General features: G+C 38.7%; 15 protein-coding genes and 1 riboswitch. All 15 genes read right to left on the reverse strand.

Annotated features, from left to right (window positions below; genetic code table 11):
• Positions 1-19: 19 nt before the first annotated feature.
• Positions 20-874: a carboxylating nicotinate-nucleotide diphosphorylase gene (gene nadC, locus VIK44_RS02970; protein ID WP_331552353.1), complete on the reverse strand. Its 855-nt coding sequence runs from the start codon at positions 872-874 to the stop codon at positions 20-22.
• Complete coding sequence (locus tag VIK44_RS02975; protein WP_331552354.1) at positions 867-2,150, reverse strand: L-aspartate oxidase; 1,284 nt, start codon at positions 2,148-2,150, stop codon at positions 867-869. The genes nadC and VIK44_RS02975 overlap by 8 nt, the downstream gene beginning before the upstream one ends.
• Before the next feature lie 14 nt (positions 2,151-2,164).
• Complete coding sequence (nadA, locus tag VIK44_RS02980) at positions 2,165-3,073, reverse strand: quinolinate synthase NadA (protein WP_331552355.1); 909 nt, start codon at positions 3,071-3,073, stop codon at positions 2,165-2,167.
• Positions 3,074-3,203: 130 nt separating this feature from the next.
• Complete coding sequence (locus VIK44_RS02985; RefSeq protein WP_331552356.1) at positions 3,204-3,998, reverse strand: hypothetical protein; 795 nt, start codon at positions 3,996-3,998, stop codon at positions 3,204-3,206.
• A gap of 266 nt (positions 3,999-4,264) precedes the next feature.
• Positions 4,265-5,758 carry a CHAD domain-containing protein gene (locus tag VIK44_RS02990; protein WP_331552357.1) on the reverse strand — a complete coding sequence of 498 codons (1,494 nt, stop codon included), beginning with the start codon at positions 5,756-5,758 and terminating at the stop codon, positions 4,265-4,267.
• Between the two features lie 170 nt (positions 5,759-5,928).
• On the reverse strand, positions 5,929-6,423 hold the full coding sequence (queF, locus tag VIK44_RS02995) for a preQ(1) synthase (RefSeq protein ID WP_331552358.1): 495 nt from the start codon (positions 6,421-6,423) through the stop codon (positions 5,929-5,931).
• A gap of 9 nt (positions 6,424-6,432) precedes the next feature.
• Positions 6,433-6,936, reverse strand: coding sequence for a QueT transporter family protein (locus tag VIK44_RS03000; RefSeq protein ID WP_331552359.1), 504 nt, complete (start codon positions 6,934-6,936; stop codon positions 6,433-6,435).
• Between the two features lie 218 nt (positions 6,937-7,154).
• A complete protein-coding gene (locus VIK44_RS03005) occupies positions 7,155-8,024 on the reverse strand; it encodes a DegV family protein (protein WP_331552360.1) in 870 nt (289 codons plus the stop codon).
• Positions 8,025-8,238: 214 nt separating this feature from the next.
• Complete coding sequence (gene thiD, locus VIK44_RS03010) at positions 8,239-9,024, reverse strand: bifunctional hydroxymethylpyrimidine kinase/phosphomethylpyrimidine kinase (protein WP_331552361.1); 786 nt, start codon at positions 9,022-9,024, stop codon at positions 8,239-8,241.
• Between the two features lie 34 nt (positions 9,025-9,058).
• Positions 9,059-9,718, reverse strand: a complete 660-nt coding sequence (thiE, locus tag VIK44_RS03015; protein ID WP_333783791.1) for a thiamine phosphate synthase — start codon at positions 9,716-9,718, stop codon at positions 9,059-9,061.
• Positions 9,696-10,520, reverse strand: coding sequence for a hydroxyethylthiazole kinase (gene thiM, locus VIK44_RS03020; RefSeq protein WP_331552363.1), 825 nt, complete (start codon positions 10,518-10,520; stop codon positions 9,696-9,698). Before thiM ends, thiE begins: the two co-directional genes overlap by 23 nt.
• A gap of 84 nt (positions 10,521-10,604) precedes the next feature.
• Positions 10,605-10,712, reverse strand: a riboswitch (TPP riboswitch).
• 60 nt (positions 10,713-10,772) lie between these two features.
• Positions 10,773-11,525 (reverse strand): ABC transporter ATP-binding protein, encoded by a 753-nt coding sequence (locus VIK44_RS03025; RefSeq protein ID WP_331552364.1) that lies wholly within the window; start codon positions 11,523-11,525, stop codon positions 10,773-10,775.
• The gene (locus VIK44_RS03030) at positions 11,506-12,480 is read right to left on the reverse strand and encodes an ABC transporter substrate-binding protein (RefSeq protein ID WP_331552365.1); all 975 of its coding nucleotides are present in this window, start codon (positions 12,478-12,480) and stop codon (positions 11,506-11,508) included. Before VIK44_RS03030 ends, VIK44_RS03025 begins: the two co-directional genes overlap by 20 nt.
• Positions 12,477-13,250 carry an ABC transporter permease gene (locus tag VIK44_RS03035; protein WP_331552366.1) on the reverse strand — a complete coding sequence of 258 codons (774 nt, stop codon included), beginning with the start codon at positions 13,248-13,250 and terminating at the stop codon, positions 12,477-12,479. Before VIK44_RS03035 ends, VIK44_RS03030 begins: the two co-directional genes overlap by 4 nt.
• Positions 13,225-13,512, reverse strand: a complete 288-nt coding sequence (locus tag VIK44_RS03040; protein ID WP_331552367.1) for a thiamine-binding protein — start codon at positions 13,510-13,512, stop codon at positions 13,225-13,227. Before VIK44_RS03040 ends, VIK44_RS03035 begins: the two co-directional genes overlap by 26 nt.
• Positions 13,513-13,525: the final 13 nt, after the last annotated feature.

A 13,525-nucleotide genomic window follows, 5' to 3' on the forward strand; every position in this document is an offset into this window, starting at 1 on the left:
GCTTAATAATTCATACTTTTTATAATATTCTGAGATTTTTCATGGATAAATCCAGAATTGGCGATGAGTGTGTCAAAGCGCCGCAGGACACGAAATCCACACCGGTTTTTGCAATTTCAATCAGGCGTTTTTCAGTAATATTTCCTGAGCATTCGCTTTGAGCCCTGCCATCAATAATCTGTACGGCTCGCGTCATTGACGCATCATCCATATTGTCAAGCATAATGATGTCAGCGCCAGCTTCTAAAGCCTCTGCCAGCATTTCCAGATTTTCAACCTCTACCTCGATTTTTCTCACAAAAGGGGCATATTCTCTGGCTAAAGCAACTGCCTGCTTAACACCTCCGGCCGCGCTGATATGGTTGTCTTTAATTAATATTCCGTCAGATAGATTGAATCTGTGATTGGTCCCTCCTCCGACCTTAACTGCGTATTTTTCGAATATTCGCATGTTTGGTGTTGTTTTTCGGGTATCCAGCAGTTTTGTTTTTGTTCCTGTCAGTAACTTTGCCAGCCCTTGGGTATAAGTGGCAATACCGCTCATTCGCTGAAGGTAATTCAGTGCCGTTCTTTCACCTGAAAGGAGCACTCGCACATCACCTGAAACCACAGCCAGAAGATCGTTTTTCTTAACCGCATCACCGTCTTTGAAGGTGGTTTTCATTTCGCTGGTTTGATCTAATAATTCAAACACGCGTTTGAATACCTCTAAACCGGCAATGATGCCGTTTTCTTTACATAACAACTGCACTTCTCCGGTTGATGCTTTACTGATAATGGCGTTGGTTGTAATATCTTCACCGGTGATATCCTCCCTTAAAGCCAGTAATATTAATGGATCCATATTAAGCTTCATTGTTGTAAGATCATTCAATGGCACTGCTCCTTTCTATTTCATCCAATATTATTTTTTTGTAATCCAATTGCAACTGTTCTATATCCCTGAAGTCATTGAGATCCACCGTTGATTGCTTTGTGCCCAGGAATTCATAATTTCTGGCAATATGGGTTGCCGAGCGCTTGGCAAACACAAGACTCTCCAAAAGGGAATTGCTTGCCAGCCGATTAGCTCCATGAACGCCGTTGCAGCTGATCTCACCAATGGCATATAAATGCTCCATTGAAGTTTTACTGTCCAGATTCACCTTAATACCACCCATAAAATAATGCTGGGCAGGCGTTACCGGGATGCATTCTTTTGTCACATCAAAACCTTCTTCCAGGCAACGCAGATAGATATTCGGAAATCGTTTTTTGATGACCTCACTGCCCATATCCTTCATGCTTAACCAGACAAACTTGCTTTTATCCTTTTCCATCTGCTCATTAATGGCCTTGGTCAGAACATCTCTGGGCAAAAGTTCATCCACGAATCGTTTCATACTTCGGTTGTAAAGAACCGCTCCCTCACCACGTACCGATTCAGAAATAAGAAAACGTCTGCCTTTTCTCTTAGAATACAAGGTTGTTGGATGTATTTGAATATAATTAATATTCTCTAATATGATTTTGTGTTTCATTGCAACGGCAATGGGGTCTCCAGTTAAATGCCGAAAGTTCGTTGAGTTATCAAATAAGCCTCCCAGACCGCCTGTTGCTAAAACCACATAATCCGCTTTCAGCAGTCTGATTTCATGATCTTCATCTGAAACCACGACGCCTGAAGAAGTACTGCTATCGCAAATCAGGTCCACCATTGTTGTATATTCAAGAATTTCGATGTTTTTTCTCTTTTTCACTTCGGCCAGTAACTTGCCGGTAATTTCCTTACCCGTCACATCCTGATGGTACAGTATTCTTGGTTTAGAGTGAGCACCTTCTCTGGTATAGGCAAACTGACCGTCTTTCTTTTCAAACTCAACTCCGAAAGAAACCAGATCTTCGATAATTTCCGGTGATGTGCGTATCATCATATCAACAGAGGCCTTATTATTTTCATAATGGCCGGCCTTCATGGTATCCTCAAAAAAACTATCATAATCATCTTTGTCTCTGAGCACACAGATGCCACCCTGAGCCAGGAAGGAATCACTGGCATCAACCCCCGTTTTTGTAATCATCAGTATTTTTTTATCGGTTGGTAAATTCAACGCATTGAACAGACCTGCCACTCCAGTCCCAACGACGATAATGTCTGCTTTTCCATTCATTTCATCATCCCCATTTATCTTGAAAGCTCAAGCATTTTTTCAAGTGATTTTACAGCTTTTAGTCGCGTTGGTTCATCTATTTCGATTTGATTGATACCCTTCTCAAGGGCAAACCAAACTTTTTCAAGATTTATCCTTTTCATATTCGGGCAGATCTGGTTCGAATTAACCGTGTAAAATTTCTTATTCGGATTCTTCTGCTGCAACTGATAGAAGATACCGATTTCCGTACAGATAATAAATTCCTCTGCCTCACTGGTGGTCGCGTACTCAATGATTCCGGAAGTACTTCCCACATAATCCGCTAAGTCGATGACGGCTAATGTACACTCCGGATGCACCAGGACTTTTGCGTTCGGATGAGCCGCCAACGCGTCCTCAACCTCATCTGTCATAATCTCATCATGAACATGACAAAACCCGTCGTTGAAGATGAAATTCTTCTCCGGTACCTGCCTGGCAATATATTTTCCCAGATTTTCATCGGGAACAAAATAGATGTTTTTTTCGGGCAATGCTTTGATGATTTTAATGGCATTTGACGAGGTTACACAGACGTCAACATGTGTTTTGATCTCAGCAGTTGAATTAATGTAGCAGACCACTGCCAAATCGTCGTATTTTTCTCTTACCGCTTCGATTTTTTCAGCGGAAGCCATATGAGCCATGGGACAATCTGCCCTTAAATCCGGCATAATAACGGTTTTTTCAGGGCTGAGAATTTTTGCACTTTCTCCCATAAAGGTAACGCCGCAAAATATAATAACCTTTTCGGGAACAGAAACCGCCATTTTACTGAGGTAATAGGAATCCCCAACATAATCGGCAATTGCCTGGACTTCGTCGTTCACATAATAGTGTGCTAATATTACCGCATCTTTTTGTTTTTTAAGCTTTTCAATTTTATTCGATAAATTTTCCATTTCGTTCTACCTCCATTATCTAGTAAAGAGAATTATAGGTAGAATTATAACACGTAGCTTTACACATGACAAGTCCACTGTAAAGTTATTGCTTAATCAACTTAATTTTTGCCCTGTCTTATTTATCCTTTTAGTCACTAAAAGCGAAACCAAGGGTCTCAGTGATATCTTCCCAGGTGGTATACCCCAGAAAGGTCTGCTTAATTTTTTCAATACTCTGATGTGACAAATGTTTGAGTGAGTTGTCCCACATGGCTGTGTCTCCATTCATGGTATTGGCTAAATCATCTCTGTTGCCGTCTTTACCAAGAAACTCCTCACTTAATATATAAAAACTAATCACTTCTCTTTCATTTTTATCAAGAACGTTGTTTCTGGCGTACTTGATTGCTCCTTCAATTTCTCGAACCAGCTGTACTCGATCCCCATCCAGGTTCGTGGTTTTCATCAAAGAATCCTCGGCGTTTTTTGCTTCACCTATAAAAATGTATTTGTCGGTCAGAATGAAAATATCAGGTTTGGAATCGCCTTCTAAGACCCACCACTTATGAGGAAAACTTTTGCTTGTATCATAATTAATGATGTTGTTTTTCGCTTCCAGCATCGTCCTTTTTTCCCCGGAAATAATTTCATTTCTTCTTTTTGTTGTCTTATTGCCCGAATCAAGTTCCCTGTTTCCAATGGCTTGCTTCAAATTATCAACGAGCCAAATGAGTCGTTCTGTGGTTGGTGGGAGACTTTTTTCTTTTAGATCAGATCCTTCATAATAAAAAGCCTCGATGGTTCCACAATCTTTATTTTGCCATCTTTTATTTTGATAACCATCTTTCATCATATTTAAAAGGTATGTCAATCGATTGTCATCTTCTCTGATGCCACTAACTAAAGGGTTTACCCTCAGTTTTGAACTGCTGTGATTACTCATATTCCCATTCTCCTTTTACACGATTTTATGGATCTGTCAAAATTTGAAACGTTTACAGTTGGGGGTGTCAACTTATTGATTGTGGTTTGCATTTTGCTATCCATGAATTATCATGTCCGGTTTCCGGGGGCAATAGCATGATGCCTTGTAACAAAACTGATTTAGTAACTGAATTAAATTAAACAACCCTTAAATTCAATTATATCAGAAACAGGAACAAACAAGAAGATTTTTTTGAATTTAGAGTTTGATGCCACTTCAATCTTTTACAGGTATTGATTCATCTTAATATTTCCCTGATTGATCTGCCATCCAATGAATAAGCCAGCTTCAAAGTGAAGTTTCCCGGAATCACTATCCCCGATTAGTTTTTCAAGCAAACATTTGTTAATATATACATCATGAAAGTAGCCAAGGTCTTCCTGGAGCTTTTCGAATTTCTTAATGGATTTTTTTGAATCACTGTCAAGAATTGACGTTAATTGCTCCATGGCATATCTTAGTTTTTTACTTTTAATACGTACTTTATGAATCTCTTCTTTATGGGCCAAATCCATTTTTTTGATGGCTTTATTAATGCGTTTTGACCATATCGCCAGTTGTTGTTCTGAATATTTCTTAATGTTTAAATCCAATAATGCTGTATCACTCCAGGGATCTTCCAATAACCAAACCCAAAGATCCAGTAATAGGGCAGAAAGTTGATTACTCGTTAAGAACACCGTGATTTTTTTTAACATCTCTGCTCTTTTTTTCGCTAATTCATTTTTAAGGTCTGGAAAATCACCTAACTGAATTAAACTGTTATTCACCATCATGTCTATTTCTTCCAGAATCACATCAACTTCTCTTATTGCTGAAAATTCCAGACCACTTTTACCTAATTGTTCCTGTTTTTCCCGGTAGGCATTCTGATTAAAGAGAGGACTGGCAAAGGCCAGCAGGGCACGAAGTTTTCTGATTTTCACTCTCAGCTGATGAACATTCTCAGGTTCTTCCATTTGTGCCAATAGGTTGTCCTGGGCGTTGATAATGCTATCGATATTATTGATAACGATTTTTACGATTGCCAGGGAAACCTTTTCGTTAGGATTAAGTTTAAGATCATTTTTTCTTACTTTTTCTTCTGCCCGGCCGACAAGGACCAATCCGCGATGGTACTGACTTTCTTTTTCCATAAAAACAGCATGCTTTTTAATTAGAGCTGATCCTAATTTGAGCATTTCTGAAGGGTATCCACTTATTAACTTTAACTTTATTTGAGAAATTGGTTCTTCTAAACCATTGGCTTTTATTTTTCCGATGTCTCCGGTTATTTCTATCCAGCACCCATTTTCAAATAGAAGATTCATCTTCTTTCTTTCAAAAAGAGTATTAAAGAGTGGCGTTAATTCTCTGGTACCAACTATTTTTTTTAAAGATTCACTCATGTCTGACTCTTTAAAATAGTTAATATCCGCTATGGGTTCTTCAATCTTAATGATCCATTCCTGTTGTTTCTGTAAATAATTCAAACTTTCTGAAGTATTGCAAAATGTTACCTTTGCACTCCAATGATCATTTTCTTTTCCTATTTGATAGCTATAACCAGCGGTTTGCAAATCTCTGTTTTCGGTATCAAAATAGGTCACATCCAAATTTTGGGTGCTGAGTGATGTCGCTTCAGATATTTCCAATAGCATTAATTCCTGCATCATTTGATTCAATTGATCAGAACTCTCCACTTTAAACATTAATACTTTTTCGATATTCTCTGACATGGCTATTCTCCTTCTTTTTTCAGGAATTTTAAATTTCACTATTCAAAATATTTAATTCTTAAGACCCTGTATAATAATATATTTACCCTATATTAGAAGTTGCAAACAAGCAAAAATAAGAACAGAAAAAGAACGGCTATCTGAAGCCGTTCTTTTTCTGTTCTTGAAATTTATCTGTTATCGATCTTTTCAGGGTATAAATCATGCATGTGAAGTCTTTGTTTTGCTGTCTCAAGCCAGTCTGTTCCATCTTTTCCATAATTACAATAGGGGTCAATGGAAATACCTCCTCTGGGGGTAAATTTCCCCCAAACTTCGATATATTTTGGATCCATCAGTTTAATTAAATCTTTCATAATGATATTCATACAATCTTCATGGAATGCTCCGTGATCTCTAAAACTGAATAAATAAAGTTTTAAAGATTTGCTTTCTACCATAAACACGCCTGGTACATATGAAAGTGTGATCGTTGCAAAATCCGGTTGTCCGGTTATTGGACACAAACTTGTAAACTCAGGGCAGTTGAATTTAACAAAGTAATCATTCTCCTGATGTTTATTCTCGAATCTTTCAAGCACTTCAGGATTATAATCATAGTGATAACTTACCTGCTGATTTCCCAGAAGTGAAACCCCTTCGATTTCTTTCTCTTTATTACTCATTGTTTCTCCCTATATTTTTGATAATGGATCTTCTAAATATTTAACGATTAAAACTCCAAGAATACTGGGTAATATCTGACCAATCCCAATATTCAGAACAAGGATGCCATAAGGCACATGGAGTAGAAAGGAAAGCCATATCGGCACCAAAAGCGTTGGAATGAATAGAATCGGAATTGCGACAAGTACGACATTGATTTTTCTTAAAAAATAACAGCCGGTCGCCGTTAAAATACCTACGATAAAACCGCCAATCGCATCCAGTGGCCCAAGACCACCCATCACTGTATTACTAAAAAGATTAGCAATTCCCATCGGAATGATTAAAAATGGATAAATGGATGCCAAAGAATAAATACTTGTCGCAATCCTTATTTGATACTGGCCAAAAGCGAAACTTTGAGTAAAAAACATGATGACCACATATAATGCAATAACGATGGCCGAAATAGTCAGTTTTCTGACATTTGATGATGCTTTCCTGTTTAAAATAACGGTATTTTTATTCTCCATAAAATTTGCTCCCTTTTTTAAAAACCAGAGCTTATCCAATCTCACCAAAAAACAAAATTTTCAACAACAAAAAAAGGGTTTAGGCACCCTTAAAAAAGCTAAATAATAGCTGGTCCTAGTTTTGTTTTTAGACAGGATGGTTACGAACTGTCTTTTATTAATTTATACCTGAATTTTAACATAGTCACTGCTAATTAAGCAAGAAAATTTTCTCGTATTTATCGTTTCGTTCCAATAAAAAATAACGCAATGGTGCCCGGACCTGAATGCGCACCAATAACCGGATCCACATAATTGATAATGACATCTTTAACATTCAGCTTATCTCTGACAAGCTTTTCTAAGGTGTGGGCATCTTCGATGCAATCGCCGTGGGAGATAAATACGAGTTGCGACCTTGGATTAATGCAGGTATCCTCCATTTGCTTTGCCAGGGCTTCAAGAGATTTTCGTCGACCTCTTACCTTCCCAACGGGAATGAGTCTGCCTTCATTGTCTACGTGCATAATTGGCTTTATTCCCAATGTTGTTCCAACAAATGCGGTTGTTGAAGATATTCTCCCGCCTCTTTTCAAATAAACTAAATCATCCACGGTAAACCAATGGCAAATGTTTAATCGATTATTTAAAATCCAGTCCTTCACTTCATCAATCGATTTTCCATGAATCATTTGTTCTGCGGCGTAATAAACTAATAGTCCCTGTCCCATTGATGCCGAAAGCGAATCAACGGCAATAATTTTACGTTGGGGATACTCTTCCTGAAGTTCTCTGGCTATTAAAGCACCGGCATTATATGAACCGCTGAGTGCGGATGAAAAGCCGATGTAAAGAATATCTTTCCCTTTTTTTAATGTTTCTTCAAATACTTTCCGGCATAATTGCAAATCGATGCTGGCAGTACTGATTGTTTCACCATTTCTCATCATTTCGTAGAACTTTTTATTATCTGTTGTTACGCCTTTGGTATAACTGTAGAATTCCTTTTCTCCCACTCTGAAAATAAGTGAGATAATATTAATATCATACTTATTAATCATTTCGTCAGTAAGATTTGCAGATGAATCCGTCACAATTTCATAACTCATAGCTTACACTCCAATAAATCTATTTTTAATGATGTCTTTATCTCAGCTTAATTTAAAATCTCGGGTCACCTGTAAAATCACGAAAAACTTTACCTCAATGCACTTATTTTACTTCAAACGAGTACTAATGTAAAGTTTTCTATGACTTAATTCTGTATTTCAATTGAGATTTTTGAGGTTGTATTTTAGTCGGATTTGGCATTCTATTTAAGGGTCAGTTTTTTATATGATAACAATGGTTAAGCGGTCCGCTGCCTTTCCCTAAATTCAGGCCATTCATTAAGGCCCCGGTGACATAACCTTTGGCATTTTTAATGCTTTCATTCATTGAGTATCCCAAAGCCAGATTACAGGCAATTGCAGATGAAAGGGTACAGCCTGTGCCGTGGGTGTTGGGATTATTAATTCTGTGAGCTCTGAACCAAACCGCTTTACCTTCGGAGAAGAACAAATCATCTGCGCTTTCGGTGAGATGCCCACCTTTTATTAAAACTCCATGGCCTGTGATTTTTGAAATATACCCGGCAGCTTCTAACATTTCACTTTGAGTTTTAATGAAAAATCCCCAGAGGCTTTCGGCTTCAGCAATATTAGGGGTAATAATATCTGCTATGGGCAGTAATTTTGTAAGCAAGGCCTCGATGGCATTATCGCAGAGAAGCTTACTTCCGCTGGTGGCAACCATCACAGGATCAACCACTATATTTTTTGCTTTATATTCCTGCAATTTATTTGAAATAATTTTAATTATTTCACTATTGGAAACCATTCCGATTTTTACCGCATCGGGTTTGATATCACTAAAAATGCAATCCAACTGTTGAGCAACGAATTCAGGGCTTACCTCCTGAACGCCATAAACACCGGTGGTGTTTTGTGCTGTCAAAGCTGTGATTACACTCATTCCATACATTTTATGAGCAGTAATGGTTTTAAGATCCGCCTGAATGCCTGCCCCACCGCTGCAATCCGAACCTGCAATGGTCAATATTTTTTTCATAATTCATCCATCTCCCATTCTTGAAGTGATTAAACTAGTAGTCTGTGGTGAACACCATTTTACACGCAAGCTGCTGTAATTTTACTGTTGCTTTGACAATATCCAACTGGGCAAAAATAGCGGAAACCACTGCGATTCCATCAATACCGCTGCCGCAAAGATCTAAAACATTTTCTTCATGGATCCCTCCTATGGCAACCACTGGAATAGACACCCCTGCGCATATTTCTTTGAGGATATTAAGTGACACCGTATCCGCATCAGGCTTTGTATCAGTGGAAAACACAGCGCCAACTCCTAGATAATCAGCTCCGCTTTCTTCGGCTAAAACTGCCTGTTCCAACGTCTGAACCGATACTCCAAGGATTTTATCCTGGCCAATAAGGTTACGGACATTTCTCACTTCCAGATCATGCTGACCAACATGAACACCATCAGCACCACAGGCAAGGGCAACCTCCACATTGTCATTTATGACAAATGGAATTCGGTACCTGTCGGTAACAGATTTCATTTCTTTAGCCTGTTTTAAAAAGTCTTCAAAATCAAGGTTCTTTTCCCTTAACTGGACGAAAGTAACGCCGGACTTTATGGCATCCTCTACCTGCACTTTTAGAGACTTGCTTCCCAGCCACATACAGTCAGTCACGGCATAGAGAAGCATATCCGTTTTAACGACTTTCAATTTTAGCACCTTTCATTAATAACTCAGGTGTCATTTTACTCATGAAATCAATAAGATAAGTTCGATAAGATAATGTTCCCCCATCATTCTTTATCAGCTTTTCATAGGCAAGTTCGCCACACAGCCCCATGGTGCACACTGCCGCCGCGGTTGCTTTAAGAATCTCTGTGGGATTTGCCGCGCAAAATGCTGCTATAATGGCGGTTAACATACATCCAGTCCCAGTAATTTTTGACATCATCGCATTTCCATTGCTAATCACATAAGCTTTGTGACTATCTGCCACAATATCAATGGCGCCGGTAATGGCAATCACTGATTTTGTTTTTTGACTTAGTTTTTTTGCAAAGGCAATGGTCTCTTCAAGGTTTTCTCCATTTACGACATCACTGGCATCGGCATCCACGCCTTTTGTCGTCCCAGTGCCTTGGGAAACCGTCTTTATCTCTGAAATATTACCTCGAATAACTGAAAAATCCAACTGCTTTAATAAATCAAAGGTCGTTGACGTTCGCAATGAAGAAGCACCGGCTCCAACAGGATCAAGAACCACAGGATGGGAAAGTTCATTTGCTTTTTTGCCTGCAGCCAGCATGGACTGAATCGTTCTTTCATTAAGGGTACCAATATTAATACATAAACTGTTACAGATTGATGTTATTTCTTCCACTTCAGCCAGGTCATCTGCCATAATCGGAGAGGCTCCGCAGGAAAGCAAACTGTTTGCACAATCATTCACTGTTACATAATTTGTAATGCAGTGAACAAGAGGTGGCTTTTCTTTAATGTTTTTGAGAATTTCTGTGAACATAATTTTTTCCTCCATTTACTAAAATACATAAAACACACAAAAATAGTGGGAAATACCAACTGGCACTTCCCACTAAGAATTATTGCAATTTTAATGTTTTGTCCCTACGCTGGTATTATCCAAATCAGGTAATAAGGGTCGAAGTTTGTTTACTTCCTCTCAGCCTGCTTACAAGCTCCCCATGAGTATTCATTTATTACTTATACTATCATATTAGAAATTTGCAGTCAAATAATTACAAATCTCGCAATTTTACAATAACTTTAATATTTTGCCACGAAGCTGACTTAATTCATCTGTTGCTATGAAATCTGTTGTGCTTAATTGTTTGAACGGCACCGCAATCTCTTCGACAATATGCCCTGGAGATCCATTTATGATGTAAATACGATCTGATAAGAAAATAGCTTCATCAATATCGTGGGTAATAAACAATACTGAACCTTTTATTTTTCTGAGTACTTCCAGTAAGTATTCCTGCATTTTTAATCGGGTAATCGCATCAAGACCTCCGAAAGGTTCATCCAGGAGCATGATTTCTTTTGAAAACATATAGGCCCTTAAAAGAGAAACACGCTGCTTCATCCCACCTGAAAGTTGAGTGGGGTACTTCTCGCCGTCTCCCTCAAGTTCGAAAATCGGAAGCATCTCAATGACTTTTTGGCGTGCTTCTTCTTTATTCATGCCACGTATCTCAAGTGGTAAGATCCCGTTGTCAACCACATTTCTCCAGGGAAGCAACAAATCTTTTTGATGCATGTAACTGACAATTCCTGTTTTTCCTGTGACTTCGTTGTTGTTAATGAATACCTTTCCTTCTTCTGGTTCCAACAAACCGGATATCACATTAAAAAGAGTACTTTTCCCACACCCGCTTGGCCCGAGAATTGACACGAATTCACCTTTGTCAAGATGTATGGTAATGGCTTCTATGATGTTTTTATGATTGTATTCTTTGGTAACTCCCTCAACGCTGAGAACTCTATTATTGTGGTAGGTATTCATTTGTAAATGCCTCATTTGCATCTAATTTATTTTCCAACAATCCGTGATCGAACATCCACTGGCTGTAGTTTTCCCAAATACTCTGATTCATGATCCCCCATTGGCTTGCATCCCCCTGGTATTCCCTTGCCAAATATTCCTGGGATGCCACCGCCAGATCCCGTTCAATTTCCGGGTTGTCAATGAGCAGCAAATCCGCTGCTGCTTCAGGGTTTTCCATGGCATACTCGTAGCCCTTTGTCACGGCGTTTAAAAACTTCCTTGCAATCTCTGGATTCTTTGCTAAATAATCCTCACTTGCAATAATAACCGGCGTATAGTAATCCAGGTTTTCATCCTGATCTTTCAGTGAAATAAAGTTTATAGGGACATTTCTCAGCTTTGCCGAAACCCCGTCCCAGCCATAATAAATCCAGGTAAAATCAACATGGCTTTCAACGGCTGTAAAAAAATCAAGGGCACCTATATCAACCATTTCCAATTGATTGAAATCACCGTTGTTGCTTTCCATAAGTCCTTTTAGTGTTGCAATTTCCATAGGGGAACCCCATCCCCCATATTTTTTCCCCTCAAAATCTTTAGGGGTTATAATATTACGATCAACCGGTGATGCAAACCCGGATGTATTATGTTGAATAATGGCTGCAATGGCTTTAATCGGCAATGGATTGGCTGCGGTTCTTGCATAAGTTACCTGTTCCTGATAACTGATACCAAACTCACCTTGTCCTGCTGCAATTAAATCGGCACTGCCTCCTTCTGACGGTTGAATTATTTCAACCGATAAACCTTCTTCTTCAAAATAGCCGAGTTCCTGAGCCACATATAAGCCGGTATGATTGGTGTTTGGCACCCAGTCCAGTACCACTGTGATATTCTCGGTTTTCTTTTGAGCACACCCTGTTAAACTGATAATAATGATTCCAATGAGCACCATAACACATCTTTTTTTCATTGTTTCTCCCCCTTCAATTTTTCCCAGGGCATAACAATCCTTTGAATGATTGCGATCCCATAAAAAAGTCCAATGGATAAAATAACCACCACAAAAATTGCCGCAAAAACAAGATCAAGTGCAAATGCGTGTCGTGCTCTGAGCATAAATACCCCTAAACCGGCTTTCCCTCCGAGCCACTCTCCAATAATTGCTCCCATAATACTATATGTTGCTGCAATCTTCAGCCCTGAAAAAAAATAGGGTAAGGCATATGGAAATTTTATTTTTCTGAAAATCTGGTTTTCAGTCCCTCCCATTGAGTAAACCAGATCAATCAGTTCCTGGTCCACACTTTCCAGACCTTCAATAAGATTTATTGTAATCGGAAAAAAACAGACTAACACAACTACAAAAATTTTTGGTGCAATGCCAAATCCAAACCACATGGCCAACAAAGGTGCAATGATGATAATGGGTATGGTCTGTGAGATCACCAGGGTCGGATAAACGGCTTTATTAACAAGTTGTGATTGATCCATGACAATGGCCATAATAAAAGAAAAGGCAATGGCAACGAGGAGCCCTATTATTCCTTCGAAAAACGTAACCCCGGTGTGCATCATAATATCTGACCAGTTTCTTATAAGGGCATTCATGATGTCTGTGGGTGAAGGCAATATATATCTTTTTACCCATCCCATTGAGACTATGAGTTGCCATAGTATGATTATTAAGGCAATAAAAACAATTGGAATCAGTCGGTCACCTGTATTTTGAGACTTTCTCATCGATTGTAACGCCTTCTTCCTTATAATCAATTTTCACGATGGAAACAACGCGTTCAGCCCCAAGAGCTGTGCAGATGGTCTGGGCTTTTTTGACAATCTCAAGCAACTCATCAATTTCTCCTTCGATGGATGTCTCAAATGGGCCAACAACAAATTTCAGTCCTGTTGCTGCAATCATTTCGATGACCTTATCAACGATACCATAAATTTCACAATCTGGTACCACCGGTAATACTTGAAGACTTAAATTAATATTCGCCATAAAATTACCTCCA

Source organism: Acetobacterium sp. (assembly GCF_036508315.1).
Taxonomy (GTDB): Bacteria; Bacillota; Clostridia; order Eubacteriales; family Eubacteriaceae; genus Acetobacterium.